The organism is Burkholderia sp. BCC0398 (assembly GCF_902833245.1).
In the GTDB taxonomy this organism is placed as follows: domain Bacteria; phylum Pseudomonadota; class Gammaproteobacteria; order Burkholderiales; family Burkholderiaceae; genus Burkholderia; species Burkholderia sola.
On sequence record NZ_CADFEM010000004.1, the window covers coordinates 392,078 to 418,137 of the forward strand.

Consider the following 26,060-nt stretch of genomic DNA (forward strand, 5'->3'; position numbering starts at 1 on the left):
GGTCCGCATCGCGCTGATTTATGATCGCCTCCGTATTCAGGAATCGTCGTCGCGGCCCGGCCGGTCGCGACGATCCGCATTGCGCCGCGCCCGGCATCCACCCCCAACGTCGAGCTCGTCACACCATGAGAAGAACAACGCCGCGCGCGCCCCTGCGCGTCGCCGCCGTGCTGGCGCCCGTCCTGCCGCTCGCGGGCTGCGCATCGCGCGGCGCACCGTCCTACGTGCTGTTCGGCGCGTATTTCCCGCTGTGGCTCGTCAGCGCGATCGTCGGCATCGTCGGCGCGATCGTCGCGCACCGCGTGTTCGTCGCGACCGGCTGGGCCGCGACGGTGCCCTACCAACTCGCCGTCTGCACCGCGATCGGGCTCGTGGTCGCCGTGATCGTCTGGCTCACCGGCACGGGGCCGTTCGCATGAAGGCCGCCGGCATCGCCCGCCCCTCCGTCAAAGGCCGCGTGATCGCGCTCGCGATCGTCGCGCTCGGCATCGCGGCGCTCGCGTACGCGTACCACCGCACGACCGCCTATCCGTCCACCGACGACGCGTCGATCGACGCCGACGTCGTGCACGTCGCGTCGCCGGTCGGCGGCCGCATCGTGCAGCTCGCGGTGCATGAAAACCAGCGCGTCGCGAAAGGCGACCTGCTGTACGTGATCGATCCCGTGCCGTACCGGCTGACCGTCGCGCAGGCGCAGGCCGACCTCGAACTCGCGCGCGCGTCGCTCGACACGCGCCGCCGTTCGCTGATCGGCGAGCGCTCGAACGCATCCGTCGCTGCCGAGCAGGTCAAGCGCGCGACGCAGAACTACGATCTCGCGACGCGCGACGTGAACCGGCTCGCGCCGCTCGCCGCGCAGGGCTACGTCAGCGCGCAGCAGTTCGACCAGGCGAAGGTGCGCCAGCGCGACGCGTCCGTGTCGCTCGCGCAGGCGCAGGAGCAGCAGCGCGCGTCCGCGCAGACGATCGGCGACGATGCCGACGCGATCGCGACGCTGCATGCACGCGAAGCCGCGCTGGCCCGCGCGCAGCATGCGCTCGACGATACGGTCGTGCGCGCGCCGCACAACGGGCTCGTGACGGGCCTGAGCGTGCTCCCCGGCGAAACCCTCGCACCGAACCAGTCGATCTTCACGCTGATCGACGCGAGCGAATGGTTCGCGGTGGGCAATTTCCGCGAGACGTCGCTCAATCGCATCGCAGTCGGCGACTGCGCGACCGTCTATTCGATGATCGACCGCAACCGCCCGATGACGGGCAAGGTCGTCGGCATCGGCGCCGGCATCGCGGACAGCGCGCGCATCAACCTGCCGCGCTCGCTGCCGATCGTGCAGAACTCGGTGAACTGGGTGCACGTCGCGCAGCGCTTCCCCGTGCGCGTGAAGCTCGACGAACCCGACGGCAAGCTCGTGCGTGTCGGCGCGAGCGCGATCGTCGAGGTCCGGCATGGCTCAGCCTGCCGCTGACGTCCGCACGCCGGGCCCGCGCGAAGTCCTGCGGCTGCTCGCGCCGTTTCCGGGGCGCGCGGCCATGGCCGTGCGCGTCGCGCTGATCTGCGCGCTCGTCGCGCTCGTGACGAGCGGATACGGCACGCCGGAAGCCGCGATTTCCGCGTACGTCGTGTTCTTCCTGAACCGCGCCGATCGCGTGACGAGCGTCGTGCTCGCGGTCGCGATGTTGCTGCTCGTCACGGTCGTGATCGCGCTCGTGATCGGCGCCGCGATCTTCAGCATCGAGTATTCGGTACTGCGCGTCGCATGTATGGCCGTGCTGTCGGTCGGCCTGCTGTACCTGACGTCCGCGAGCAAGCTGCGTCCGGTCGGTGCGATCCTCGCGATGATCGTCGGCTTCGGGCTCGACGAACTCGGCCTGGCGCCGGTCGGCGAAGCCGCGACGCGCGCGCTGCTCTATGCATGGCTGATGGTCGCGATCCCGGTCGGCGTCGCGATCGTCGTCAACCTGCTGATCGCGCCGTCGCCGCGCAAGCTCGCGCACGCTCAGCTCGCGAAGCGGCTGCGGCTCGCCGCGCGGCGGCTGCGCGGCGGCGACGACGCGCGCGCCGCGTTCGACGCCAGCCTGCGCGAAGGCGACAAGCCATTGCTCACGTGGCTCAAGCTGTCGAAGCTCGAAGGTTCGTCGTCGGGCGCCGATGTCGTCGCATTGCGGCAGGCCGTCGCGTCGAGCACCGCGCTGCTCGTCGCGGTCGCGCTTGCGGATCGCGAAGCGGACGCGCGGCTGCCCGACGCGTTCGCCACGCCGATCGCGACGACGCTCGACGAGATGGCCGCGATCCTCGAACGGGGCGGCTATCCGGTCGACGTGACGCTCGCGCTGCCGGCCGCCGATGCGCTGCCGCCGCTCGCGCGCGTCGTCGCGACCGACCTGCACACGGCGATCACGCAGTTCGCGCAACCGCCCGCGATCGACGCGGCGGCCGCACCGGCCGATACCGCCGACACGCGCGCCGCCGACAAACCGGCGGAACCCGCCACACCGCCCGCCCCGCGCGGCGGCTTCTTCCTGCCGGACGCGCGCACCAATCCCGACCACATCCGCTATGCGCTGAAAACGACGGTAGCCGCCATGTTCTGCTACCTGCTGTACTCGCAGCTCGACTGGTCGGGCATCCATACCTGCTTCATCACCTGCTACATGGTGTCGCTCGGCTCGACGGCCGAAACGGTCGAGAAACTGACGCTGCGCATCGCCGGCTGCATCGTCGGCGCGCTGATCGGCACCGCCGCGCTCGTGTTCGTCGTCCCGTCTCTGTCGTCGATCGGCGAGCTGATGGCGCTCGTCTTCGCCGGCGCGTGGCTGTCCGCGTGGGTCGCGTTCGGATCGCCGCGCATCGCGTACGCGGGCTTCCAGATCGCGTTCGCGTTCTTCCTGTGCGTAATCCAGGGCGCGGGCCCCGGCTTCGACCTGACGCTCGCGCGCGATCGCACGATCGGCATCCTGCTCGGCAACGTGGTCGTGTATCTCGTGTTCACGCGCATCTGGCCGGTCAGCATCGGCAAGCAGATCGACGCGGCGCTCGCAACGCTGCTCGCCCAGTGGCGGCGCGTCGCGCAGATCGCGCAGCCGGCCGAACGGCGCGCGCTGGCCGCCGAAGCGTTCGCGCGCCACGGCGCGATCTCGCAGGAGCTCGGCCTGATCCATTACGAACCGTCGTGGGTGCGGCCGGCCGCGACGTGGCTGGCCACACGGCGGCGCGCACTCGCGGAACTCGGGGCGATCGAAGGTCCGCTGTTCCTGCTCGCCGAGCGCAAGCCCGGCGACGCGGCGATCGGCGCGCAACTCTCGCGCGTGACTGCGCCGGGCGACGACGAAACCGCGCCCCGCACGAATGCCCCGACACCACCGTCGGACATCGCCCCCGCCGACCCCACGCGCGACGCGCTACTGAACCTGATCGACGCGCGGCTCGCGCAGATCGCCGACGCCGCCCGTCAAGCCACACCGAAGGAGCCTGCCCCTCATGCGCCCACCTGAACCGCCGGCCGCGTCGATCGCCGCCGCCGCGCTCGCGACCGCCGTCGCGCTGGCCGGCTGCGCGACGTCGTCGATCGATCTGGCGCCGGAGGCGTCCGACCGCCCGTGGCAGCCGCAAACGTCGGCCGCGGGCGACATCGTGGCGGCGGCGCCGCGCGCGTCCGCACAAGGCGCGCATGACTACACATTGCCTGCCTCGCCGGCGCTCGCGTCGGTGTCGGCGCCGGCCGCGCTGGATGCCGCGCATGCGTACACGCTGCCCGAGCTGATCGATCTCGCGGAATCTTCGAACCCACTGACGCGTATCGCGTGGAACGACGCGCGCAACGCGGCGCTCGCAGTCGGCCTCGCCAAGTCCGCCTATCTGCCGCGCCTGTCGGCGACGGCGATGGGCGCGTACCAGGCGAACCACGGCTCGACGTCGACGATCCTCGGCGATTCGTCGAGCAACACCACCGCGCACGGCACGATTTCGGCGCTGTCGCTGCAATGGCTGCTGTTCGATTTCGGCGGCCGCGCAGCGCGCGTCGAAGCGGCCGAACAGGCGTCGATTGCATCGAACGTCGCATTCACGGCCGTGCATCAGCAGGTGATCCACGACGTGACCGTCTCGTACTACCGCTACGAAGCCGCCCGCTCGCGCGCGCTCAGCGCGCAACAGGGCCTCACGAACGCGGATGCGATCCTCGCGGCGTCCCGCGCGCGGCTCAAGCACGGCGTCGGCACGGTCGTCGAGCTCGCGCAGGCGACGCAGAACCGTGCGCAGGCGAACCTCGCGCTCGTGCAGGCGAACGGCGCCGAGAGCGACGGCTATCTCGCACTCGTCTCCGCGCTCGGCATCTCGCCGCTGTCGAAGCCGACGATCGCCGCGTTGCCGAAGCGGACGCTGCCGCCCGCGCTCGGCTCGTCGGTCGACGCGATCGTGTCGGACGCGATCGCGCGCCGCCCCGATCTGCAGGGCTCGTTCGCGGTCGAAAAGGCCAATCGCGCGAAGATCAAGGCGGCTCAAGCCGCGTTCATGCCGAAGATCTTCCTGTCCGCGTCCACGTCGTATGCGAGCGGCGGCACGTCCATCTCCGCGCTGCCCGCGATCGGCGACCAGGCGCCGACCGTCAACCTGAACGGCAGCCGCTACGGCGGCGGCGTGTTCCTCGGCGTGACGATTCCGCTGTACGACGGCGGTTTGCGCTCCGCCGTCTTGATGCAGGCGCGCAACGACGCGGAAAGCGCCTCCGCGCGCCTCACGCGGACCAAGGAGGAAGCTGTGCGCCAAGTCGTCGCCGCACAGAACGCGGTGCAGACGAGCCTGGCGTCGCACGACGCCGCGAAGGCGCTCGTCGATGCCGCGCAAACCAGCTACGACGCGGCACTGACCGCGTACCGGAATGGCGTCGGCTCGGTCACCGACGCGACGATCGCGCAAAGCCAGTTGCTCGCCGCGCGGAACGCGGAAGTCGACAGCTATGCCGGCGCATTGTCGGCCGCCGCCGCGCTCGCGCTCGCGACGGGCACGATCGGCTCGGCGCAGTAGCGCCGCCGCAGGCGGTTGACGCGAGCGCGCGCCGCCCACTAGAATGCCGCCCATTCTTCCTTCAGGAACCATCGTGGACAGTTGCAGCACTCCGTTGCGTGCGCCGCTTGCCGCCTGAACGCCTGTCCGCCGCAGTTCTCCTGCCGCGGCTCGCGTTCCGCGAGCCGCACGCTCCCCCGTTTCACACTGAATGACGCATTCGCGCGGTACAGTACCGCGCGATGACGGCTATCTTCGTGTCGCCTTCGGCCTTGCGCCGCCGCGACGCGAAACGGCATGCGCTTCTTGCACGGCAGGACAACCATGACTTTTGATTTCGCACTCCGTCTTTTCACCGCGTTCGCCTGCGGCGTCGCCATCGGCCTCGAGCGGCAGATGCGCCAGCGCACGGCCGGCCTGCGCACCATCACGCTCGTCGCGAGCGGCGCGTGCCTGTTCGTCACGCTCGGCGTGCTCACCGGCAACGGCGTCGCGGGCGTCACGCAGATCGCCGCGTACGTCGTGTCGGGCGTCGGCTTTCTTGGCGGCGGCGTGATCATGCGCGACAAGGGCTCGATCCAGGGCATCAACACGGCCGCGACGCTGTGGTGCTCGGCCGCCGTCGGCGTGCTGGCCGGCTCCGGCCACTACGTGCCCGCGCTCGCCGGCACGGCCGTCGTGCTGCTCACCAATACGGTGCTGCGCGGCGTCAGCCAGGCCATCAACGCGACGCCCGTGTCGAACGCCGACCTCGTGCGCGAATACCAGATCACCGTGATCTGCCTCGCCGCCGACGAAGTGCACATCCGCACGCTGCTGTCGAACGCGATGTATGCGAAGCCGCTGTCGTTCCAGAGCCTCACGAGCGAAGACGTGCCCGAGCAGCCCGACCGGCTGAAGGTGACCGCGACGCTGAAGCTGCATCCGAAGGATCAGCAGAAGCTCGAGCAGATCGCGAGCCGGATGAGCATGGAGAAAAGCATTTCCAGCGTGAGCTGGACCGCAAAGGAAGCGGAGCCGATGATGGAGTGAGCCGCGGCGCGGCGGACGCGGCATCCGGCGCCGCCGTCGCACGACGTCACGTCAAGGTGCTTCGATGAGCCCGGCCGAAATCGCCTTGACGACCGCCTGGACCTTGTTGGTCGCGCCAAGTTTCTCGAGGATGTTGTTCACGTGGAAGTTGACCGTCCGCTCCGAGATGCTGAGGATCTGGCCGATTTCGCATGCGGTCTTGCCCTCGGCCGTCCAGCACAGCACCTCGCGCTCGCGCGCGGTCAGCGTGACGCCCGCCGCGGGCGACAGCTTCGGCACCATGAAGCGGCTCATCAGCGAATGCGACAGGTTCGCGAGCCAGTTCGTCTGCAGCGTCAGCATGTTGATCTCGGCCGGCGTCAGCCGGTCGGCATGACGGGCGATGCTCAACAGGCCGAACGCGCCGCGCGCCGCCCAGCTCGATTGCGCGATGCCCACCGACAACCCGAAATCGCGCGCGTCCTGCCACAGCGGACACGGGTCGAGGTTGTCGACGTCCGGCCAGACGATCATGTTGGTGCTGAGCGCGCCGTCGCGAACCGTCGAGTCGATCTCGATATAGTTCTGCGCCTGATAGTGCGCCATCCAGCCGTCCGGATAGGTATTGAAGATGGCGACCGCCGGCTTCGAAACGGGCAGCGGTACGCGAATGCCGTAACAGCAATATTCGAATCCCAGCCGCCTGGAATAGGCGGCGATCCGCTGGAAGAGCTGCTGCTCGTCTTCCGCGGCGCTGAATTGTTGGTAGGCATCCTGCCAGCGCAGTTCCATTCTTTCTCCGACAACGTCACGCTGTCATACTTGTCAGGTTCCAGCACCCTTTCGAGGCTGATACATTCCGCGCATGACTTCACCCTTGCTGCACCCTGTCCCCGGCCCGTCCCCGGACGGCTACGTACGCCTGTCAGAAGGCGCACTGGCCGCACTTGTACTCGACCATGTCGCAAGCGGCCTCGACCCTTCTTTGCTCGCCGAACTGCGCGACAACGCGATCGACGCCCGCCTTGCCGGCTATACCGAATGGCATCGCGCGGCCGGTGCCGGCGTCGCCTACGTGACGGTCGGCTGGGACTGGTACCTCGAACGCGCGACGGGCGCGTTCGTGATCGCGGGCGGCGACGTCCGCAGCAACGTGATGGCCATCGACGCCAAGGGCGCCGACATCGGCATGTTCCGCACGGCCGCCGCGCTCGCCGCGCGGCTCGCCACCCTCGACTGGCCTGCCGCGGTCGCATCCGCCCTGCTCGGGCCCAACGACGCCTATCATGCCGGTCCGACGCTCCAGTGACAACTGGCCGCGCATTCCTCTGACTATTTTGCAAGACTGGCGCTCTTTATAAATAAAACCGCCCCGGTTTTCAATCCCGTCGATCAAGAAACCGTTACCACCGCGCAAATGGCGTCTTTTACGCCGCCACCCTGTAAGAGTTACCAGTTACAGGCTCCTCGTGCCGCGCGCTGTAATGCGTGCATACAAAAGCACAGATCCGAGGACATCCATGCAGACCTTCGTTCACGAGGAAGGGCGGTTGCCGCACGCACTCGCGGCGGACCTAGGGCGCTATCGGCGCCGCGTGTTCGTCGAGCAGCTCGGTTGGGCGCTCCCGTCGGCGAACGAAAGTTTCGAGCGTGACCAGTTCGATCGCGACGATACCGTCTACGTGTTCGCGCGAAACGCCGCCGGCGACATGTGCGGATGTGCGCGCCTGCTGCCGACGACGCGCCCGTATCTGCTGAAGTCGCTGTTCGCCGACCTGGTCGCCGAGGACATGCCGCTGCCGCAATCGGCCGCCGTCTGGGAACTGTCCCGGTTCGCGGCGACCGACGACGAAGGCGGGCCCGGCAACGCCGAATGGGCCGTGCGCCCGATGCTCGCGGCCGTCGTCGAATGCGCGGCGCAGCTCGGCGCGCGCCAGTTGATCGGCGTGACGTTCGCGAGCATGGAGCGGCTGTTCCGCCGGATCGGCATACACGCGCACCGCGCAGGCCCGCCGAAGCAGGTCGACGGACGTCTGGTGGTCGCGTGCTGGATCGATATCGACTCGCAAACGTTTGCCGCGCTAGGAATCGAGCCGGGGCAGGCCGCCCGGCAAGCTATCGCCGCCTGAGCCGGAACGCACGTTTCCGTCCGGGTGGCATCGTAACGAAGGAGAACCAACGTGGACCAGTCCCAGGTCTTTCGCGCGATGATGCCCGGGTTGACGAGCGCCAGCGGCGCCCGCATCGCGGTCGCCTATCCGTCGTTCCCCAGGCCGTTGCCGCTCGTGCGGCTCGACCGCCGCGGGCTCGTGTTTCGTGCGACCGGCGCCGCGCCGCTCGTGTGCGGGCTGCCGCGGCCGGCCACCCTGCTGGTCGCGGACGAGCCGCTGTGCTCGCTGCGCCTCGTGATCCGCGACATCGCCGCGGTCGGCGACGGCCGGCACGACCTGACGATGCAGCCGTCCGGCGCCGCCGGCGACGAATTGCTGTGGCACGCATTGCGCGATCGCGAGCCGTACCGGCAGATTCGGCACCCGCTCGCGCCGGTCGACGCGCCCGTCGCGTCGGATCGCGAACCGCCTGAGGCGGCCGGCGAAATCGCGGCGCGCCCGTCGCGCAGCGCGGCTTTCCGCCTGCCCAGCCACAGCGACGCGCTGTTCTTCGCGGACTGGCTCGAATATCACTTCGACGAACTGCGCGCGCTGTCCCACCAGCACGGGCCGCAACTGCAGCTCAATCAGCTTGAACGACAGGTTGACGATGACGAGGTCGGCGTGCGTTTCGTCTACGACATCGACGGGCATGCGACGCGGCACGCATTGACCGACTGCGCGCGCGAGGCGTGCGCATGGATCGAAACGGAGATGCGCAGCAAATACGCGCTGCCCGTCGCGCAGGAGCGGTTCGGCGCGTTTGCGACGCACGCACGGGCCGGCGGCGTATGAATGAGGCTGTGCCGCGCGCCGCCGCCAGGCGGTCTGCGCGGCGACAAGTTGTGCGGATACAACGAGGGCTTGCAAACGTCCGGGTTTTCCCTTAAATTTACCTCTGTCTCCTCCATGTCTCCAAACATGGATTCAGCCCGCTCAAGCAGCGGGCTTTTTTATTGCCTGAACGGTTTGTGGGGCCGCATCGCCTCCCCCGCCTGACTAGCCCGCCGGACGCACGCCGGTCGGTCGCAGCCGGTAGTGATGCACCGCAAATATCAGCGCGACCGCCGCGACGAGCGCCAACAGCAGGTACAGCCAACCCTTCCGGGTCGTCGGCAGGTCCGTCAGGGCACCGACATCGCCCGTCAGCGCCGCCAACGCGACCATCGCCAAGCCGGCCAGTACCAACGTCCCCTTTGCCACCCATCCGAAACCGGCCTCCAGTCCGGCCGCCCATCGCGACTGACGATAAGGTCCGGCAACCGGTCGACGAAGATCGGGCTTATCCATTCGTCACTTCCCGCCCGGCATGCGCGTATCCGCGCGTCGTGCGGCAGGCGCTGTCGAACGCATGCCTTCGAAGGTCTTGCTGACGAGTGGCCGCAGCAACGCGGAGTGCCCATACTGGATCGACAAGCGTCATGTTTTTTCTTTCGCGAGATGAGGCTCGACACCATTCGATCCGTTTGGCCGCGCCGAATCGATATCGTTCGATACGGCGAGTATCGCGGGAAACAAGACTCGCTCGCCTCGCGCGATCGCGATCGGCCGGCTTATCATTGAGCGGCCCGCCACTTCCCGCCGAGGCCCTCTTGCACGCCCATCTGCGCATTGCCCGCCCGGTCAGCAACCTCGCCCACACCGAGCGCATGTATCGCGACGCCCTCGATCTATCGGTACTGGCGCGCTTCGAGGATCACGACGGCTTTTCCGGCGTGATCCTCGGACGCGAAGGCCTCGACTATCACTTCGAGTTCACGCACTGCCCCGACCATCCGATCGCGCCGTCGCCGACGCCCGAGGACCTGATCGTGTTCTATCTGCCCGATCGTCCGAAATGGGAAGCCGCCTGCGAGCGCGCGACCGCACACGGCTTCATGCCGGTGACGTCGTTCAATCCGTACTGGGAAATATCAGGCCAGACTTTCGAGGATGCCGACGGCTACCGGATCGTGTTGCAGAACGGCACGTGGCGTTGACGGGCAGATGCGCGTGAGCGGTTACGCGCCGGCGTGACTGCGGGGAGCGGTCGCGCGTCCGCCGATCGCCAGCGACGCAGCGTCGGGCGTTCGATTTCGAACTTCGATGGCGTGATCGTCATGGGCGGTGCGGAACGGGCGGACGCCGCGCGCAACGCAGCTGATGACATAAGCGCGGCACTAGAACGAATGAGGGGGAAATCGCGATCGTCGCTTGTACCTGCAACGATCGGAAAACAGATGACGAACAACGGGCGCCGTCGCGCCCGCTCCGGTTACTCGTTTTCTTCGAAGTAATGCCCGAACTTCGTCTGCTTCGTGCGGATATAACGTTCGTTTTCCTCGCGCACGGGCACCGCGAGCGCCACGCGCTCGCAGACGGGAATACCGTGCTTCACGAGCGTATCGAACTTCTTCGGATTGTTGCTCATCAGCCGCACCGACGTCACGCCTAGGATCCGCAGGATCGCAGCGGCCGAGTCGTATTCGCGGGCGTCATCGGGCAGCCCGAGATCGAGGTTCGCCTCGACGGTGTCGCGCCCCTGCTCCTGCAGCGCGTACGCGCGGATCTTGTTGCTCAGGCCGATGCCGCGGCCTTCATGGCCGCGCAGATACAGCAGCACGCCGCGGTCTTCGGCCGCGATGTAACGCAACGCGAGATCGAGTTGCTCGCCGCAATCGCAGCGGTACGAGCCGAACACGTCACCGGTCAGGCATTCGGAATGCAGCCGGGTCAGCACGGACTGCTCGCCCGTCACGTCGCCCATCACGAGCGCGAGATGTTCGGCATCGCTGCCCGATACGCGAAACGCGTATGACGTGAACGTACCGTAGCGCGTGGGCAGCGACGCGGTGGCGACGAGCGTCACGCACTCGTCGGCCTGGCCATTGCCCGGCGTGGGCGATTGGGGACGCGAAGACATCATGAATTCAATCGAAACTTCAGGAATGTAGGAGTTATGTGGATGGTGCGTGACGGGAGTTTACCGCTAATCTGGAAACGTCACGCGACTGCCGCCGCCCGCCCGGCTATACTGGGCTCACCGGGTGACGCGCATCACGCCCCGACTGCCCTGCATCGACTGCACACGGAGAAAGCGAATGAGCACGACTGTCGCGCAGATTCTCAAGGCCAAGCCGGATTCGGGCCGCACCATCTACACCGTCACGAAGACCGATCTCGTCTACGACGCCATCAAGCTGATGGCGGAAAAGGGCATCGGCGCACTGCTGGTCGTCGACGGCGACGACATTGCGGGCATCGTCACCGAGCGCGATTACGCGCGCAAGATCGTCCTGCAGGACCGTTCGTCGAAAGCCACCCGCGTCGAGGAAATCATGACGGCGAAGGTGCGCTACGTCGAACCGTCGCAATCCACCGACGAGTGCATGGCGCTGATGACCGAGCACCGGATGCGCCACCTGCCCGTGCTCGACGGCGGCAAGCTGGTCGGCCTGATCTCGATCGGCGACCTCGTGAAGAGCGTGATTGCCGATCAGCAGTTCACGATCAGCCAGCTCGAACACTACATCCACGGCACGCCCAACGTCACGTCCGCCTGATCCGCCCAGCAAAAAAGGCCCAAACGCATCAGCGTCTGGGCGGAAAGCCGCCGGCATGCGGCGACGGAGGTTCTGCTCCTGCGGACGAACGACGCGCGCGACCGGCGCGCGTCTCGTCAATTCAGCGGTGCGCTCGGGCAGACCGGGGGATGTTCAATCAATTACCGAAGTAGACCGAATTCACGGGATTCGGCGCTTCCCGCGTCACGCGGCGGCCGCCTTGCGCGGCGCCCGTTGCCACGGCGCCGTAGCCGCTCGTATCGGCTTGCGCGAGCATCGGCTGGTTCGGCTGAATGCGCTGCTCGGCAACCTGGATGTCGCTCGGATATTGCGAATCGCTCGCCACCGGCTTGTAGCCGTTCTGCTCGAGTTGCACGAGTTCGGCCTTGACCTCCGCGCGGGTCAACCCCTGCTCGGATTGCGCGAACGATGCGATCGGAGCGGCAAGGACGGATGCGGCGATGGCTGCGTAGATGATCGACTTCATGATTTACCTCCGGAATATGTTCTGTTTTGACGTCGCCTCGGCAGGACTGTCTGAAGCGATTGAATCCAGTGTAGTGCTCGCCACCCCAAGGGGAAACCCTTAGTTTGAACATACAGCGTTGCGTTTTTGGAAAAGATCGCCCACTGTTTCGGAACAGGGCCGCTCCAACTTGCCTCACCTGCACAACAATCGCTGACGAAACGCCGACAGTCAGATCACATGCCCGGAAGGTTGTGTTGTAGAATCGTAAGGTTTTATTCGCCAGTCGATATTCCATCCACCATGTACGCGCTCACGTCCCTTTCGGTTTCGCCGTCCGGCCCGGCCGGCGTGTGCGCGCGCGCCAGCCAGCCGGCGCATCCCCTCGCTCGACGCACGGCCCAGGCGCCGCTCGCCCCTGCCCGGCGCCTGATCTGACCGCACGGTCTCCACCCGGAGCCAGGTTAGACAGGCTCCGGGCGATCCTCATAGGCACGCCACGCCTGCCCCTGCCGATCATTTGGAGAACCACCATGAAACAACGCCTTTACCAGTTGACCGAACTCGACGTCGCCCGCCTCGAAAAGCACGCCGAGCACAACCCGCGCTTCCAGACCATGCTCGACACGCTGCTCGAACGCGCGGATATCGTCCAGCCCGACGCCATCAAGGCGAACGTCGTCACGATGAACTCGCAAATCACGCTGCTCGACGAAGCAACTCAGGAACAGGCCACGTGGACGATCGTTTATCCGGACGCCGCCAACCTCGAACGCGGGCGCCTGAACGTGTTCTCGCCCGTCGGCATGGCGCTGCTGGGCACGCAGCGCGGCCAGATGGTCAAGGTAATGCAGCCCAGCGGCGCCGAAAAGCTGATGAAGGTCGCCGCGATCGTGTTCCAGCCGGAAGCCAACGGCGAATACACGCGCTGAGCTAACGGCCGGCCAGCGCCCCGCCATACGCGCGCAGAACGACAAAAGCGAGGCACGGGCCTCGCTTTTTTGCATCCAGACGATCCGGATTATCGTCATCGCCTTCCGCATACAAAAAAAGGCGCCCGAAGGCGCCTTTTCGATGCTGCGGAGCGGGTTACCCCGCCCGTCACGCTTAGAAGCGGTGACGCAGACCAACCGTTGCTGCGGTTTGGTTGATCGACGAGCTCGGCAGGTTGTTGTTGAAGCTGTCGCCGTTGTAGATCGACGCGCCGATGCCGTTCTTCGCTGCACGCTGGTACACAGCTTGTGCGTAGACGTCCGTGCGCTTCGACAGTGCGTAATCAGCTTGCAGGCCGAACTGGTTCCAGTGCGTGCTGCCGTTGTTGATCTTCGCGTTCGTGTACGTGTAAGCAGCACCCAGGCCGAGAGCCGGCGTCAGGTTGTACTTCGCGTTGACTTCGTAGTTGTCGGTGCGCAGCGTGCCTGCAGCAACTGCGTTGTTGTCGAGACGTGCTTGCGTCCATGCAGCGCCGACTTGTGCCGGGCCGAATGCGTAGCCAGCAGCAGCACCGTACGTGCGGACGCGGCCTTGGTTAGCGATGCCACCGATCGCCGACGACGTCGCGCCGTTTGCGTTCGTGCCGTCACCCAGGTTCGCTTGCGAGTATGCAGCAGCCAGCTTCAGACCTTGGAACTGGTATGCAGCACCTGCGCTGTACGCACGGTTGTTGCCGAAGTTCGTGTTGTTCGAGAACGAGTACGTGCCGCCGAATTGCAGGCCAGCGTAGTTCGCGCTCGTGAACTTGATCGTGTTGTTCTGTGCGACGTCACCGTTCGTGCTCAGACGGTCGAGGTTCAGCGGGTGCGCGAAGTACGTGCCGCCCCACGAGCCCGTTGCCGTCAGCGGTGCCAGGTAGTCTTGCGTTGCGTCATACTGCTTACCCAGCGTGACCGTGCCGTACTGGCTCGACAGGCCGACGAAAGCCTGGCGGTTGAACATGCCGCCGTTGCCGTTCGCGAAGCGGCCGTTACCGATGTTGAAGCCGCTTTCCAACGTGAAGATTGCCTTCAGGCCGCCACCCAGGTCTTCCGAGCCACGCAGGCCGAAACGGCTCTGGTCAATGCCCGAACCCATCGCCCAACGCGACTTGCCAGCTTGGCCGAGTGCCGGCTGGACGTTGCTCGTGTAGGTGATGCCTGCGTCCAGCACGCCGTACAGCGTGACGCTGCTTTGCGCGTGAGCGACGGTAGCGAACGATGCTGCAGCTGCTGCAACGATCAGAGTCTTGTTCATTCGTGGAGCTCCCTTCTAAAAAGAGGCAGGTCTCGCGACCTTGTTCATAAACGGTCTGCAACCGCCCGGGAGCGCCATCGGTCCTGCTGGCGGCGCCCGGATAGTTGCCCGTTTGGGAACCGTGAGTTTAGGGGTGTACCCTAGGGGAGCGATCCGCAAATAAAGAAATAAGCTTTTCCAGAACTAGAAATAATGAAAGTGGGGACGCGTCATAAGTATTTGTTTTAACGTTTGTTTTTGACTTCTTGACGAGCCCTTTTTGGAGGCTTTCATCGCACCATTCTTACATGTCATCGTCTTGACGGTTGCATAGAAACAACAAACGGATTCGGTTCGGCACCCCAAAATCGGTAATTGTTACCCAAATCAATCTCAAATATTGGCCGATCTGCCTCCGAAACGTCCCGCCGACCCGTCAACAGCGGGCGGCGCCAGTGCCACGGCGAGATCCCGTCGGCCGGCAGAAAGGGAAGGCGGCTCGCGCCTGCCGTGACACTCGGTAACAGCCTTGACCGCCCGCGTAACCCGGCGGGCCTGACGGCAGGCTAATGTAAGGCGGTCTTGGATACAGAACGGGAACCGCCATGAATCGACGCTCGCTGCTGCGCGCCATCGGATTGACCGCAGCCTTCGCCGGCACCGGCTGGCTGCGTGCCGCCTCGGCCCAGCCCGCCCCGCCCGCGTACCGGCCATCCGGCCCGCACCGCGTTCCCGGCGGGCCGCCGTATGCGGATCGCCCCGGCTTCGCGCCCCCGGCGGCACGCCACGACCGTCGCCCGCCGCCGCCACGGCCGCACGGCTATATATGGACGGACGGCTACTGGCGCTGGCAGCATGGCCGCTATATATGGGTGTCCGGCCGCTGGGTCGCACGGCGCCCCGGACGTCGCTGGATGCCCGGCTACTGGCGCCGGCAGGGGCCGGTGTGGGTCTACGTCGACGGTTCGTGGCGGTAAGCAGCGGTCCGGCTCCCCGGTCGATGAAGGTCCGGAGCCGGACCGTGCGCGAGAGCCGGCGCCGTCCGCGCCACGGAATCGTGCGCTACGGCAGCCGCGCTACGGTCAACCTATCGTCTGGCCGCCATTCGGCGACATCATTCGAATAACGAAATCATGCCGTGGCGATGCGAATGCATCCGGCCATGCTCGCCGCCCGCGCACTCGTCTGCCGCTTACCGCCCGCCAACGGACCGATGCGTGCACCGCGCTCAGCGCCCCCTTCCAGCTCGCGCGCACGACGGCACGCCGCGCAGATCGCGCGATGATGTCCGTGGGCCCAGCGGATCGTCGCCGCGGGCAGGCTAACGTACGTGCGAGCCGCCTACGACAACATTGCCGCTCGCGCACCCGGCCGCGTGCGGCCATACGCGACCATCATCGCGAAGCTGAGCAGGAAACCCGCGCCACCGATCAGCAGCAGCCCCGTCTCGCCGAATACGGGTAGCAGGTTCGTCAGCGCGCCCGTCACGACCCACGCGACCGCCATCACCGAGCCCGCGACGCCGAGCGCCCAGCCTTGCCGATCGTCGCTGACCGCGTCGGAAAACGCCGTATACATCGTCGTGTACGCAACCATGTCGAAGCAGCCGACGACCATCGCGAGCGCCCACAGCATCGGTTCGTGCGGAAACAACGCGGACAGGATCTGGCCAAGCCCGGCGACGAGCAGGCCCGTCTTCGCGATATCGATCACGCGCCACACGCGCAGCATCAGTCGCACGACGCACAGCAGGCCGAACACGAAGCAGATGCCGATCACGCCGCTGAACAGCCCGAGCCGCGCGCTCGTATAGCCGAACTTCGCCTGCAACAGCAGCATGATGGTCTGCAGGTAGAGCCCGTAGCCCACTTGCATCAAGAAGAACACCATCGACAGGAACGCGACGTTGCGCTGGCGCGCCGCCTCCCCGATGATCCGCAGCGGCAGCAGCGGATCGATGCGCGTATCGCCGCGCGGCGCGGCGGAATCGCGATACGACGCCCAGGTCCAGCACGCGCAGATCAGCGACAGCGCGGCGACCAGCACGAACGGCGTGCCGTAGTCGAACAGCGGCGAGATCGTCCGGTCGGACGTGACGCCGCCGAGCACCGGGCCGACGATCACGCCTGCGCTGAACGCGAGCGACATGATGCTCATGTTGTACGCCTTCGTGTCGGGCGTGCTGAGATCGGTGATGGCCGCCTGCGCGATGCCCTGGCAGCCGGCCATCAGGCCGGTGAGCCCGCGGCCCGCCAGCAGCAGCGCGATGCTCGCGTGCCACGCGCCGGCCGCCAGCATCGCGTAGCCGGCCGCGAGACCGAGCACGCACAGCAGCAGGATCCGGCGGCGGCCGTAGCGGTCGGACAGTTCGCCCATCAGCGACGAGCCGAAGAACATGCACAGCGGGTAGATCCCGTAGCCGAGGCCGAGATAGAAATTGCGCGCATGCGCGCCGGTGTCGGCCGGCAGGATGCCCGCGTGCGGATCGCTGAAGATCGCGGACATCATCGGATAAACGAGCCCGAATCCCATCGCGTCGAGCGCGATGGCGAGCAGGCAGGGGCCGAGCAGTGTGTAGTCGAGCCGGGACATGGCGACCTTCCGGACAGAGTGGATGATCGCCCCAGCGTAATGATCGCGCGGCGGCCGCGGTAGGCAGCCGGCCGCGATGCTAAGCATCGGCTCGTGCGATACCCTGGACGGCCCGCGCCGAGGGATCGCCGTCCATGCCGTGCGGCCGCTACGCGACGCTCAGCGGCTCGCGCTGAAATCGTCGGCGCGCGACCACGCACGGCGCGCCGTCGTGCATGAACACGCTGGCGAGCAGCCCGAACGACGCCGCACGCCGTCCGCATGCGGCGCTCTCGTTCGACTGGATAACACGAAGCGATTTATTGCGACCATGGTCCACGCGGCGCGGCCGATGCGATGTCAGTGCGCCGCCTCGGCCGTCGACGCGCGGCATGCGATCAGGCCGCGTTGCACGGCCGGCCGCGCGGCGATATTGGCAAGCCAGCGCTCGACGTGCGGGAAACCGGCAATGTCGAGATCGAGCTCGTCCGCCGTGCGCAGCCACGGAAACGCCGCAATATCGGCGATCGAATACCGCGACGACGCGAGATACGCCGATTCCGACAAGCGGCCGTTCACGACCCCGTAGAGACGCAGCGCCTCCTTCCGGTAGCGGTCGATCGCTTCCGCATTGCCCGTCTTCGATGCGCGCAGGAACCACCACAGCTGGCCAAGCATCGGCCCGATCCCGCCGATCTGGAAATGCAGCCATTGCTGGACCGCCGTGCGCTCGGCCAGCGTTTCGGGCTGCAGGCAACCCGTCTTCGCGGCGAGATAGCTGAGGATCGCGCCGGATTCGAATACGGCGAGCCCCGTGTCGTGGTCGACGATGGCCGGGATCTTGCCGTTCGGATTGATCGCGAGATACGCCGGGCTGCGCTGCTCGCCGGCGGACAGGTTCACCTGCACGCGATCGTGGGCAAGCCCGGCCTCTTCGAGGTAGATCGCGATCTTGTGTCCGTTCGGCGTGTCGGCCGTATAGAACGTGAGAGCGTGCGTCGAGGTCATGTCGGTCCTTGTCATCGGGTTATCGTTGCAACTACAATCGTTGCAATTGCAATCCTATGCCGAAAACGACGGCGTTGGGACATGCCAGTACGCGAAGGAGGGACATGCGGACTGTGCGACCCGGTGCGCCCGCGCGGCGCACGGCCGCTCGGTACGCCGGATACCGCTACTTCGCGTCGGCTGCCGCGTCGCGGGCCGCAGCGGTCGCACGATCGAGCGCGGCGGCCATCGCCGCCCGCTCCTTGCCGGTGAACTGGTCGAGAAAAAGCTCGGCGACCGTCGACTGGTACACCTTCCACATCTTTTTGCGCAGCGTCCGCCCCTTGTCGGTGATGCTCGCGAACGCGGCACGGCCGTCGTCCGCCGAACGCGTGCGCGTCACGAGCCCCTCCTGTTCGAGTCGGTCGACGAGCCGCGTCAGGTTGTAGCGCTCGATCGCGAGCACGTCGGCCAGTTCGTGCATGCGGCGCGTACCGTCGGGGCCGCTTTCGAGCCCCCACAGCGCGTCGTACCACGCATACGCAGGCAGGCGGGCCGCCGCGAGGCGACGCTCGATCTCGCGGATCATCGTCCGGTGCGCGCGGACGAACGAGAACCACAGATCGGGTTCGGTTGCGTTCATGTCAGGTCGTTCCTCTCGCTTGATTGCAGTTGCAATTAAATTTTACCGCGAGAACGACGGCCCTTTCATGCGCCTGCAATCGCCTAGGCGTTGCCCACCGATCGGCAAGGCAAGCGTTTCGTCGCGCGACGCGGCGCCACGACCGCCGCGCCGCACTGCTCGCATTACTTCCCCGACCGAGCGAGCGGGCCTTGTGGGCCCTGGCCCGTGCCCGCCGGCCAGCCGCCCGCGAGCGCCTTGTACAACGCGACCGTCGACGCCGCGCTGCGCATCCGCCCGTCGGCCGCCGCATCCTGCGCCTGCAGCAGCGTCCGCTGCGCGTCGAGCACTTCGTAGTAGTCGATTGCGCCGGCGGAGAAGCGAGCCTGCGCGAGCTGTGCGGCACGCGCGCTGTCGTCGGCCGCGCGCACGAGGTGCGCGGTCTCGTCACGCGTTCGGGCAACACGCAGCAACGCGTTCTCGGTTTCCTCGAGCGCGCCGAGCACGGTCTGCCGGTACTGCGCAAGCTGGCCGGCCGCTTCCGCGTCGCTCGCGGCGATCCGCGCACGCACGCGGCCGACGTCGAGGAACGACCAGTCGATGCCGAGCGCGATCAGGTTCGTGTCGCTGCCCGCGCGAAAGAACCCGTAGCTGCTCGTCGCGCTGCCGAGCAGCCCGGACAGCGTGAAGCGCGGAAACAGGTCGGCGGTCGCTACGCCGACGCGCGCGGTCGCCGCATGCAGCCGCGCCTCGGCGGCCGCGACATCGGGACGGCGGCGCAGCAGGTCGCCCGGCATGCCGGGATCGATGTCGACGGCAAGCGCCGGCAACGGCACCGGCGCGGCCGTCTTCGGCCAGTCGAACCGGCCGATCAACGCATCCGGCGTCCGCCCGGTCAGCACCGCGAGCCGATGCTCGTCGACGCCGATCGCGGCTTCGTACACGGCGATCCGCGATGTCGTCGATTCGTACTGCGCGCGTGCTCGCGCCGCATCGAGCTCCGAGCCGCGTCCCGCGCCGACGCGCGCATTGATCAGCGCGAGCGTCTGCTTCTGGTTGTCCGCGTTCTCGCGGGCGATCCGCAACCGCTCCTGCGAGCCGCGCAGGTCGACATACGTGCTCGCGACCTCGCCCGCGATCGCGACGCGCACCGCACGCACGTCGGCCGCGCTGGCCGCCGTCTCCGCGCGCTGCGACTCGATCGAGCGGCGCACGCGGCCGAACAGGTCGAATTCCCACGCGGCATTGATGCCGACGCTCGATATCGGCGTATCGCGCTGGCTGCGCGGCGCGCCGAACGCCTGGTCCTTGCTCGTCAGCCGATGGCCGATCTGACCGCTCGCGGTGAGCGTCGGATAGCGGTCGAACGTCGCCTGTGACAGCAACGCGTTAGACGCGTCGTAGCGCGATACGGCGACCTGTAGATCCTGGTTCGCCGCGAGCGCCGCATCGATCAACAGCGTGAGCGCCGGATCGCCGAAGCCGTGCCAGAACGCGGCATCGGCCGCCGCCGATGCATCGGGCGGTATACCTGGCTGTGCATCGGCCGGCGCCGCGTCGCGCTGCGTCGCCGGGTGAGCATCGCGCACGAACCGCGCGGCGGTGGCCGTTTCAGGCCGTTTGAAATCGGGGCCCACCGCGCAGGCGGCCAGCGTCACCGACATCGCGAGCGCGGAAAGACGGAAAGCGGCGCTCATCGGTTTTCTCCTTCGAGGGTGCCGTGCTGTTCGCTCCAGACGGCCGGCGTGCCGCCCGCGAGCTTGCGGATCGCCACGTAGAACACGGGTGTCAGGAACAGCCCGAACAGCGTGACGCCCAGCATCCCGGCGAACACGGTGACGCCGGTGGCCGCCCGCACCTCGCTGCCCGCGCCGCTGCCGATCAGCAGCGGCACCGAGCCCGCGATGAACGCGACGGACGTCATCACGATCGGACGCAGCCGCAGCTTGCACGCTTCGAGCGCCGCTTCGACCGCGCCCTTGCCCTGGATCTCGAGCTCGCGTGCGAATTCGACGATCAGGATCGCGTTCTTGCACGCCAACCCCATCAGCACGACGAGTCCGACCTGCACGAACACGTTGTTGTCGCCGCCGGACAGCCACACGCCGAACAGCGCCGCGCACATGCACACGGGCACGATCAGGATCACCGCGAGCGGCAGCGTCCAACTCTCGTACAGCGACGCGAGCACCAGAAACACCAGCATCACGGCAAGCGGGAACACGACGATCGCCGCGTTGCTCTGCGTGACCTGCTGATAGCTGAGGTCGGTCCATTCGAGCGTGATGCCCGGCGGCAGCACGTCCTTCGCGATCTGCTGCAGCTTCGCGATCGCCTGCGACGACGACATCGTCTTCGGATCGGCGTCGCCGATCAGGTCGGCGGCCGGATAGCCGTTGTAGCGGACGACCGGGTCGGGTCCGTACGCGGGCCCGACCGTCACCATCGAGCCGATCGGCACCATCTCGCCCTTCGCGTTGCGCGTGCGCAGGTTCGCGATGTCGGCGGCCGTCTGCCGGTGGCCGGCATCCGCTTGCGCCATCACGCGATACACGCGGCCGAACACGTTGAAGTCGTTCACGTACATCGAGCCGAGATACACCTGCAATGTATTGAACAGATCGGTCAGCGCGACGCCCTGCGCCTTCGCCTTCAGCCGGTCGACCTTCACCTCGAGCTGCGGGATGTTCGCCTGGTACGAGCTGACGGGATAGCTCATTCCCGGTGTCTTCGCGACCGCGGCCTGGAACGCGCTGAGCGCCTTCTGCAATTCGCCGTAGCCGAGGCCGCCGCGATCCTCCAGATACAGCGAGTAGCCCGAACCATTGCCGAGACCCTGGATCGGCGGCGGCATCAGCGCATAGGTGATGCCGCCATCGATCGCCGCGAAGCGCGCGTTCAGATCCGCGTTGATCTGCGCGGCGCTGCGATGACGCTGGTCGAACGGCTTCAGGATCACGTACGAGTTCGTGATGTTCGGCGTGTTCACGCCCTGCAGCGCATTCAGCCCCGCGAACGCCGGCACCATCTCGACGCCGTCGGTGCCGAGCGCGATCTTCGTCATCTGCTCGGTCACCGCACTGGTGCGCGCGAGCGACGCGCCTTCCGGCAACTTCGCGCCCGCGAACAGGTACAGCTTGTCCTGCACCGGGATGAAACCGCCGGGCACCGCATTGAACAATAGCGCGGTCGCCGCGAGCAGCATCGCATAGACCGCGAACACCTCGCCGCGCCGCTTCAGCGTGCGACCGACGACGCCGTGATAGCGATCGGAGCTGCGCTCGAAGAAACGGTTGAATGGATGGAACAGCCAGCCGAACGCGCGATCGAGCGCGCGCGTCAATGCATCCTTCGGCGCGCCGTGCGGACGCAGCAGCTTCGCGGCAAGCGCGGGCGACAGCGTCAGCGAGTTGATCGCGGAGATCACCGTCGAGATCGCGATCGTCACCGCGAACTGCTTGTAGAACTGGCCGGTGACGCCCGACATGAACGCCATCGGCACGAACACCGCGCACAGCACGAGCGCGATCGCGACGATCGGCCCCGACACCTCGCGCATCGCCTGATGCGCGGCATCGCGCGGGCTCAGGCCCCGTGCGATGTTGCGCTCGACGTTTTCGACGACAACGATCGCATCGTCGACGACGATCCCGATCGCGAGCACGAGCCCGAACAGCGTCAACGTGTTGATCGAGTAGCCGAGCAGGTACAGCCATGCGAACGTGCCGACCACCGACACCGGCACCGCGACGAGCGGAATGATCGACGCGCGCCACGTCTGCAGGAACAGGATCACGACGAGCACGACCAGCACGACGGCCTCGATCAGCGTGTGCTGCACCGCGCGGATCGATTCGCGCACGAACACGGTCGGGTCCCACACGGGCCGATACGCGACGCCCGGCGGGAAGCGCTTCGACAGCTCGTCGAGCTTCGCATACACGGCTTTCGCGACGTCGAGCGCGTTCGCGCCCGGCGACAGGAAGATGCCGACCACGGCCGAATGCCTGTCGTTGAAATACGAGCGAAGCGTGTAGTCTCCCGCGCCGAGCTCGATGCGCGCGACGTCGGACAGCTTCACGACCTGGCCGTCGTCGCCGTTGCGCAGCACGATGTCGCTGAATTCCTGCACCGTGCGCAGCCGGCCGCGCACGTTGATCGACACGAGGAAGTCGTTCTTCTTCGGCGACGGCTCCGCGCCAAGCTGGCCGGCCGACACCTGCACGTTCTGCTCGCGCACGGCCGCGATCACGTCGCTCGCGGTGAGCCCGCGCGACGCAAGTCGATTCGGGTCGAGCCACAGCCGCATCGCGTAGTCGCCGGAGCCGTACACGCCGACGTCGCCGATGCCGGTCAGGCGCGACAACTCGTCCTTCACGTGCAGCGTCAGGTAATTGCGCAGATACAGCGAATCGCGGCTGTTGTCCGGCGAGTAGAGACTCACGTACATCAGCGGCGTGGGCGACTGCTTCTGCGTGGTCACGCCGTACTGGCGCACCTCGTCGGGCAGGCGCGACAGCGCCTGGCTCACGCGGTTCTGCACGCGCACGGCGGCCGTATCGGGATCGACACCCTGCAGGAACGTGACGACGACCTGCAGGCTGCCGTCCGAACCGGCGACCGACTTCATGTACATGATGCCTTCGACGCCGTTGATCGCCTCTTCCAGCGGTTCGGCGACCGATTCGGCGATTTCCTTCGGGTTCGCGCCCGGATACGTCGCGCGCACGACGACGCTCGGCGGCACGACCTCCGGATATTCGCCGGCCGGCAGCATCGGAATCGAGATCAGGCCGAGCGCGAAGATGACGATCGACAGCACGACCGCGAAGATCGGCCGGTCGATGAAGAATCGGGAGAAATCCATCACGTGGCTCCCGTTATCGCGAGGCAGGCGTGCCGGCATCGGCCACGGCCTGCGTACCGGCGCCGGAGTCCACCGCCCGCACGGGCGGCGCCTTCGGCTTCACCTGCGCGCCCGGATAGTAGATGCGCTGCACGCCGTCGACCACCACGCGATCGCCCGCCTGCAAGCCCTTCTCGACGATCCGCTCGCCGTCGAGTTCGCGGCCGATCGTCACGTCGCGGCGCAGCGCCTTGTCGCCGGGGCCGAGCACGTACACGTACTTGCGATCCTGGTCGGTCAGCACGGCCTTGTCGTCGACCAGCAATGCATCCTGGTCGCGGCCGCTGACGAGCTGCACGCGCGCATACAGGCCCGGCGTAAACGTATGGTCCGCATTCGGCAGCCGCACGCGGGCGCGAATCGTGCCGGTCTGCGGATCGAGCCGGTTGTCGAGGAAATCGACGGTGCCCGCATGCGGGAAGCCCGTCTCGTTCGCGAGTCCGACGCGCACCGGATCGGCGCCGATCGCGCGATGCGCCGGATCGGCGCGCCGCGCGTTGTAGCGCAGGTAGCTCTGCTCGTCGCAATCGAAATACACGTAGACCGGATCCTGCGACACGACGGTCGTCAGCAGCGTGTCGTCCGCGCGCGCGAGGTTGCCGACGGTCGCGACCGCGCGGCCGACGCGGCCCGCGATCGGCGCGCGCACTTCGGTGAAGCCGAGATTGAGCTTCGCGTCGGCCACGGCCGCATCGGCCGCCTGCAGATCGGCGCGCGCCTGCTCGGCGGTGGCGCGCGCATTGTCGAGTTCTTCCTGCGACGTCGCATGCGCATCGATCAGCGTCTGCACGCGCTTGAGCTGCACGTTCGCGAGGCTCGCGGCCGCGCGGGCGCGCTGCTGCTGCGCATTCGCACGGTCGAGCGCGATGCGGTACGGGCGCGGATCGATCTCGAACAGCAGCGCGCCCTGCGCGACCACGTCGCCCTCCTTGTACGCGACACGCTGCAGATAGCCGCTCACGCGCGGCCGCAGCTCGACCGCGTCGACCGCTTCGACGCGTCCGTTGAATTCGTCCGCGAGGCGGACGGTACGCGGCGCGACGGTGGCGACGCCAACTTCGGGAAGGGGCTGGGCCGACGATGTACCTTTGCCGTCGTGACAACCCGACAACGCCAGCAAGAGGGCGCAGGCGGCGCCCAAAGGCGGCGTCCTGCGTAGGGAAAAGGAGAGCATGATGCCTCGCGACGGGTTAAACTGCCGCGTAGCATAAAAGTTGAAGTTAACTTCAAGTCAAGCTTTCCCGGAGGGTGTCATGGGTATCCAGGAAACCCCGCAATGGCCGCTGATGTCGATCCGCGAAGTGGCCGCGCGCAGCGGCGTGCCGGCGTCGACGCTGCGTTTCTACGAGATGCGCGGGTTGATCAAGTCGCACCGCAACGGCTCGAGCCATCGCCACTATTCGCGCGCAGTGCTGCGGCTGATCGCATTCATCGTGTTCGCACAGAAGATCGGCTATTCGCTCGACGAGATCGCCGAGCAGCTCGTCAGCCTGCCCGAGGACACGGCGCCGAGCAACAAGGACTGGCAGCGGCTGTCGCGCGGGTGGAAGCAGCGTGTCGCGAGCCGCATCGAGGAGCTCCAGCGGCTCTACATCAACCTCGACGAATGCATCGGCTGCGGCTGCCTGTCCCTGAAACGCTGCAAGCTGACCAACCCGGAAGACCGCGCGGGCCGCAACGGGCCCGGCGCGCGGCGCTGGCTCGGCGACAAGCCGCCGATCGATTCCGAATGACACGCAGGCCGCGCGCGCCATGCATCATCCGACGCGCCAGCCGCCGTTCACCGCGATCGTCGCGCCCGTGACGAACGATGCGCGCGGCCCGGCGAGCCACGCGACCGCATCGGCGACGTCGTCCGGCTGCCCGGCGCGGCCGGCCGGCGTCTGCGCGCGGATCATCGCAGCGACGGCCGGCGCGACCCCGCTATCGCCGAACAAGTGCGTGCCGGCGATATAGCCGGGCGCGACCGTATTGACCGTCGCGCCGCGCGGCCCGAGTTCGCGCGCCAGCGCGACGGTGAAGCCTTCGACGCCGGCCTTCGCGGCCGCATACGCGAGGCCGCCCGGCAACAGGCTGCCGGCGCGCGCCGCGATCGAGCCGATGTTGACGATTCGCGCGGCACGGTCGGCCAGGTGCGGCAGCACGGCCATCGTCGTCAGGAACAGGCTTTTCAGGTTCGCATGGAGCACCGCATCCCATACGGCCTCGGCCTCCCCTGCTTCGGTATCCGCGCCGACGCGCCCGGTGCGCCCCGCATTGTTGACCAGCACGTCGATGCGCGGCCATCGCGCGACGATCGCGGCGACCACCGCTTGCGCGTCGCGCCGGACGCTCAGATCGCCGGCCTGCCCGATCGCTGCGCCGCCGAGACGCTCGACGGCGGCCTCCAGCCTCGCCGCATCGCGCCCGACGATCGCGACGCGATACCCGTCCTGCACCAGCCGGCTCGCGATCGCGAAACCGATCCCGCTCGACCCGCCCGTGACGATTGCCGTGCGTTGCTGTTCATTGCCCGTCATGATCTGTCCTCCTGAGTATCGACGGTTGACGACAGGGACATTCTGGGCAGCTCGGAGTGATAGGTAAAATACGAATT

Annotated in this window: 25 protein-coding genes; 13 read left to right on the top strand and 12 right to left on the bottom strand. The window is 67.2% G+C overall.

What is annotated here, in order from left to right; all coding sequences use genetic code 11:
• Positions 1 to 125: 125 nt before the first annotated feature.
• From HWX76_RS11000 to HWX76_RS11020, 5 genes are all read left to right on the top strand, one after another.
• Complete coding sequence (locus tag HWX76_RS11000) at positions 126 to 419, top strand: hypothetical protein (RefSeq protein WP_050011932.1); 294 nt, start codon at positions 126 to 128, stop codon at positions 417 to 419.
• Positions 416 to 1,465: a multidrug transporter subunit MdtN gene (gene mdtN / locus HWX76_RS11005; protein WP_124555040.1), complete on the top strand. Its 1,050-nt coding sequence runs from the start codon at positions 416 to 418 to the stop codon at positions 1,463 to 1,465. The genes HWX76_RS11000 and mdtN overlap by 4 nt, the downstream gene beginning before the upstream one ends.
• Positions 1,446 to 3,491 carry an FUSC family protein gene (locus tag HWX76_RS11010; RefSeq protein ID WP_176015797.1) on the top strand — a complete coding sequence of 682 codons (2,046 nt, stop codon included), beginning with the start codon at positions 1,446 to 1,448 and terminating at the stop codon, positions 3,489 to 3,491. Before mdtN ends, HWX76_RS11010 begins: the two co-directional genes overlap by 20 nt.
• Complete coding sequence (locus tag HWX76_RS11015) at positions 3,478 to 5,022, top strand: TolC family protein (protein WP_176015798.1); 1,545 nt, start codon at positions 3,478 to 3,480, stop codon at positions 5,020 to 5,022. The genes HWX76_RS11010 and HWX76_RS11015 overlap by 14 nt, the downstream gene beginning before the upstream one ends.
• Positions 5,023 to 5,325: 303 nt before the next feature.
• Positions 5,326 to 6,033, top strand: a complete 708-nt coding sequence (locus tag HWX76_RS11020; protein ID WP_050011936.1) for an MgtC/SapB family protein — start codon at positions 5,326 to 5,328, stop codon at positions 6,031 to 6,033.
• Positions 6,034 to 6,084: 51 nt separating this feature from the next.
• Here the strand turns inward: HWX76_RS11020 and HWX76_RS11025 are convergent, their stop codons facing one another.
• Positions 6,085 to 6,804: an autoinducer binding domain-containing protein gene (locus tag HWX76_RS11025; RefSeq protein ID WP_050011937.1), complete on the bottom strand. Its 720-nt coding sequence runs from the start codon at positions 6,802 to 6,804 to the stop codon at positions 6,085 to 6,087.
• A gap of 73 nt (positions 6,805 to 6,877) precedes the next feature.
• On the opposite strand from HWX76_RS11025, the gene HWX76_RS11030 reads away from it, so the two are divergent.
• From HWX76_RS11030 to HWX76_RS11040, 3 genes are all read left to right on the top strand, one after another.
• Complete coding sequence (locus HWX76_RS11030) at positions 6,878 to 7,321, top strand: DUF4902 domain-containing protein (protein ID WP_089489499.1); 444 nt, start codon at positions 6,878 to 6,880, stop codon at positions 7,319 to 7,321.
• Positions 7,322 to 7,532: 211 nt separating this feature from the next.
• Positions 7,533 to 8,141, top strand: a complete 609-nt coding sequence (locus HWX76_RS11035; RefSeq protein ID WP_050011939.1) for an acyl-homoserine-lactone synthase — start codon at positions 7,533 to 7,535, stop codon at positions 8,139 to 8,141.
• A 51-nt stretch (positions 8,142 to 8,192) separates the two neighbouring features.
• Entirely contained in the window at positions 8,193 to 8,957 is a 765-nt protein-coding gene (locus HWX76_RS11040) for a hypothetical protein (protein ID WP_176015799.1), read from the top strand.
• Between the two features lie 204 nt (positions 8,958 to 9,161).
• Here HWX76_RS11040 and HWX76_RS11045 read toward each other — a convergent pair whose 3' ends face one another.
• Entirely contained in the window at positions 9,162 to 9,452 is a 291-nt protein-coding gene (locus HWX76_RS11045) for a hypothetical protein (RefSeq protein WP_124652143.1), read from the bottom strand.
• 302 nt (positions 9,453 to 9,754) lie between these two features.
• On the opposite strand from HWX76_RS11045, the gene HWX76_RS11050 reads away from it, so the two are divergent.
• Entirely contained in the window at positions 9,755 to 10,141 is a 387-nt protein-coding gene (locus tag HWX76_RS11050; RefSeq protein ID WP_124592933.1) for a VOC family protein, read from the top strand.
• A 275-nt stretch (positions 10,142 to 10,416) separates the two neighbouring features.
• Here the strand turns inward: HWX76_RS11050 and ribA are convergent, their stop codons facing one another.
• Positions 10,417 to 11,067 (bottom strand): GTP cyclohydrolase II, encoded by a 651-nt coding sequence (ribA, locus tag HWX76_RS11055; RefSeq protein WP_006480964.1) that lies wholly within the window; start codon positions 11,065 to 11,067, stop codon positions 10,417 to 10,419.
• 175 nt (positions 11,068 to 11,242) lie between these two features.
• On the opposite strand from ribA, the gene HWX76_RS11060 reads away from it, so the two are divergent.
• Entirely contained in the window at positions 11,243 to 11,704 is a 462-nt protein-coding gene (locus tag HWX76_RS11060; protein WP_050011984.1) for a CBS domain-containing protein, read from the top strand.
• 157 nt (positions 11,705 to 11,861) lie between these two features.
• Here HWX76_RS11060 and HWX76_RS11065 read toward each other — a convergent pair whose 3' ends face one another.
• Positions 11,862 to 12,191: a DUF4148 domain-containing protein gene (locus HWX76_RS11065; protein WP_050011985.1), complete on the bottom strand. Its 330-nt coding sequence runs from the start codon at positions 12,189 to 12,191 to the stop codon at positions 11,862 to 11,864.
• A gap of 512 nt (positions 12,192 to 12,703) precedes the next feature.
• Between HWX76_RS11065 and HWX76_RS11070 the strand changes: the two genes are divergently transcribed.
• On the top strand, positions 12,704 to 13,102 hold the full coding sequence (locus HWX76_RS11070) for a GreA/GreB family elongation factor (protein WP_050011986.1): 399 nt from the start codon (positions 12,704 to 12,706) through the stop codon (positions 13,100 to 13,102).
• A gap of 175 nt (positions 13,103 to 13,277) precedes the next feature.
• Here the strand turns inward: HWX76_RS11070 and HWX76_RS11075 are convergent, their stop codons facing one another.
• On the bottom strand, positions 13,278 to 14,399 hold the full coding sequence (locus HWX76_RS11075; RefSeq protein ID WP_050011987.1) for a porin: 1,122 nt from the start codon (positions 14,397 to 14,399) through the stop codon (positions 13,278 to 13,280).
• A 584-nt stretch (positions 14,400 to 14,983) separates the two neighbouring features.
• On the opposite strand from HWX76_RS11075, the gene HWX76_RS11080 reads away from it, so the two are divergent.
• Positions 14,984 to 15,355, top strand: a complete 372-nt coding sequence (locus HWX76_RS11080) for a YXWGXW repeat-containing protein (RefSeq protein ID WP_050011988.1) — start codon at positions 14,984 to 14,986, stop codon at positions 15,353 to 15,355.
• 364 nt (positions 15,356 to 15,719) lie between these two features.
• On the opposite strand, the gene HWX76_RS11085 is transcribed toward HWX76_RS11080, so the two are convergent.
• The 6 genes from HWX76_RS11085 to HWX76_RS11110 form a co-directional block, all read right to left on the bottom strand.
• Positions 15,720 to 16,970, bottom strand: coding sequence for an MFS transporter (locus tag HWX76_RS11085; RefSeq protein ID WP_124630734.1), 1,251 nt, complete (start codon positions 16,968 to 16,970; stop codon positions 15,720 to 15,722).
• A gap of 339 nt (positions 16,971 to 17,309) precedes the next feature.
• A complete protein-coding gene (locus HWX76_RS11090; protein ID WP_124593044.1) occupies positions 17,310 to 17,957 on the bottom strand; it encodes a glutathione binding-like protein in 648 nt (215 codons plus the stop codon).
• 166 nt (positions 17,958 to 18,123) lie between these two features.
• The gene (locus HWX76_RS11095; RefSeq protein WP_050011992.1) at positions 18,124 to 18,579 is read right to left on the bottom strand and encodes a MarR family transcriptional regulator; all 456 of its coding nucleotides are present in this window, start codon (positions 18,577 to 18,579) and stop codon (positions 18,124 to 18,126) included.
• A gap of 164 nt (positions 18,580 to 18,743) precedes the next feature.
• A complete protein-coding gene (locus HWX76_RS11100) occupies positions 18,744 to 20,255 on the bottom strand; it encodes an efflux transporter outer membrane subunit (protein WP_050011993.1) in 1,512 nt (503 codons plus the stop codon).
• Positions 20,252 to 23,425 carry a multidrug efflux RND transporter permease subunit gene (locus HWX76_RS11105; protein ID WP_176015800.1) on the bottom strand — a complete coding sequence of 1,058 codons (3,174 nt, stop codon included), beginning with the start codon at positions 23,423 to 23,425 and terminating at the stop codon, positions 20,252 to 20,254. The genes HWX76_RS11100 and HWX76_RS11105 overlap by 4 nt, the downstream gene beginning before the upstream one ends.
• A gap of 13 nt (positions 23,426 to 23,438) precedes the next feature.
• Entirely contained in the window at positions 23,439 to 24,638 is a 1,200-nt protein-coding gene (locus tag HWX76_RS11110; RefSeq protein WP_089489504.1) for an efflux RND transporter periplasmic adaptor subunit, read from the bottom strand.
• A gap of 79 nt (positions 24,639 to 24,717) precedes the next feature.
• Between HWX76_RS11110 and soxR the strand changes: the two genes are divergently transcribed.
• Positions 24,718 to 25,197: a redox-sensitive transcriptional activator SoxR gene (gene soxR, locus HWX76_RS11115; protein ID WP_050011996.1), complete on the top strand. Its 480-nt coding sequence runs from the start codon at positions 24,718 to 24,720 to the stop codon at positions 25,195 to 25,197.
• Positions 25,198 to 25,221: 24 nt separating this feature from the next.
• On the opposite strand, the gene HWX76_RS11120 is transcribed toward soxR, so the two are convergent.
• A complete protein-coding gene (locus HWX76_RS11120) occupies positions 25,222 to 25,983 on the bottom strand; it encodes an SDR family oxidoreductase (RefSeq protein ID WP_050011997.1) in 762 nt (253 codons plus the stop codon).
• Positions 25,984 to 26,060: the final 77 nt, after the last annotated feature.

Excerpts from the sequence above, each read along its gene's own strand:
- HWX76_RS11110 (WP_089489504.1), bottom strand. The coding sequence starts at position 24,638 with ATGCTCTCCTTTTCCCTACGCAGGACGCCGCCTTTGGGCGCCGCCTGC.
- HWX76_RS11075 (WP_050011987.1), bottom strand. The coding sequence starts at position 14,399 with ATGAACAAGACTCTGATCGTTGCAGCAGCTGCAGCATCGTTCGCTACC.
- HWX76_RS11030 (WP_089489499.1), top strand. The coding sequence starts at position 6,878 with ATGACTTCACCCTTGCTGCACCCTGTCCCCGGCCCGTCCCCGGACGGC.
- HWX76_RS11105 (WP_176015800.1), bottom strand. The coding sequence starts at position 23,425 with ATGGATTTCTCCCGATTCTTCATCGACCGGCCGATCTTCGCGGTCGTG.
- HWX76_RS11080 (WP_050011988.1), top strand. The coding sequence starts at position 14,984 with ATGAATCGACGCTCGCTGCTGCGCGCCATCGGATTGACCGCAGCCTTC.
- mdtN (WP_124555040.1), top strand. The coding sequence starts at position 416 with ATGAAGGCCGCCGGCATCGCCCGCCCCTCCGTCAAAGGCCGCGTGATC.
- HWX76_RS11015 (WP_176015798.1), top strand. The coding sequence starts at position 3,478 with ATGCGCCCACCTGAACCGCCGGCCGCGTCGATCGCCGCCGCCGCGCTC.
- HWX76_RS11120 (WP_050011997.1), bottom strand. The coding sequence starts at position 25,983 with ATGACGGGCAATGAACAGCAACGCACGGCAATCGTCACGGGCGGGTCG.
- HWX76_RS11095 (WP_050011992.1), bottom strand. The coding sequence starts at position 18,579 with ATGAACGCAACCGAACCCGATCTGTGGTTCTCGTTCGTCCGCGCGCAC.
- HWX76_RS11035 (WP_050011939.1), top strand. The coding sequence starts at position 7,533 with ATGCAGACCTTCGTTCACGAGGAAGGGCGGTTGCCGCACGCACTCGCG.
- soxR (WP_050011996.1), top strand. The coding sequence starts at position 24,718 with ATGGGTATCCAGGAAACCCCGCAATGGCCGCTGATGTCGATCCGCGAA.
- HWX76_RS11025 (WP_050011937.1), bottom strand. The coding sequence starts at position 6,804 with ATGGAACTGCGCTGGCAGGATGCCTACCAACAATTCAGCGCCGCGGAA.
- HWX76_RS11100 (WP_050011993.1), bottom strand. The coding sequence starts at position 20,255 with ATGAGCGCCGCTTTCCGTCTTTCCGCGCTCGCGATGTCGGTGACGCTG.
- HWX76_RS11020 (WP_050011936.1), top strand. The coding sequence starts at position 5,326 with ATGACTTTTGATTTCGCACTCCGTCTTTTCACCGCGTTCGCCTGCGGC.
- HWX76_RS11070 (WP_050011986.1), top strand. The coding sequence starts at position 12,704 with ATGAAACAACGCCTTTACCAGTTGACCGAACTCGACGTCGCCCGCCTC.
- HWX76_RS11060 (WP_050011984.1), top strand. The coding sequence starts at position 11,243 with ATGAGCACGACTGTCGCGCAGATTCTCAAGGCCAAGCCGGATTCGGGC.
- HWX76_RS11085 (WP_124630734.1), bottom strand. The coding sequence starts at position 16,970 with ATGTCCCGGCTCGACTACACACTGCTCGGCCCCTGCCTGCTCGCCATC.
- HWX76_RS11090 (WP_124593044.1), bottom strand. The coding sequence starts at position 17,957 with ATGACCTCGACGCACGCTCTCACGTTCTATACGGCCGACACGCCGAAC.
- HWX76_RS11045 (WP_124652143.1), bottom strand. The coding sequence starts at position 9,452 with ATGGATAAGCCCGATCTTCGTCGACCGGTTGCCGGACCTTATCGTCAG.
- HWX76_RS11065 (WP_050011985.1), bottom strand. The coding sequence starts at position 12,191 with ATGAAGTCGATCATCTACGCAGCCATCGCCGCATCCGTCCTTGCCGCT.
- HWX76_RS11000 (WP_050011932.1), top strand. The coding sequence starts at position 126 with ATGAGAAGAACAACGCCGCGCGCGCCCCTGCGCGTCGCCGCCGTGCTG.
- ribA (WP_006480964.1), bottom strand. The coding sequence starts at position 11,067 with ATGATGTCTTCGCGTCCCCAATCGCCCACGCCGGGCAATGGCCAGGCC.
- HWX76_RS11010 (WP_176015797.1), top strand. The coding sequence starts at position 1,446 with ATGGCTCAGCCTGCCGCTGACGTCCGCACGCCGGGCCCGCGCGAAGTC.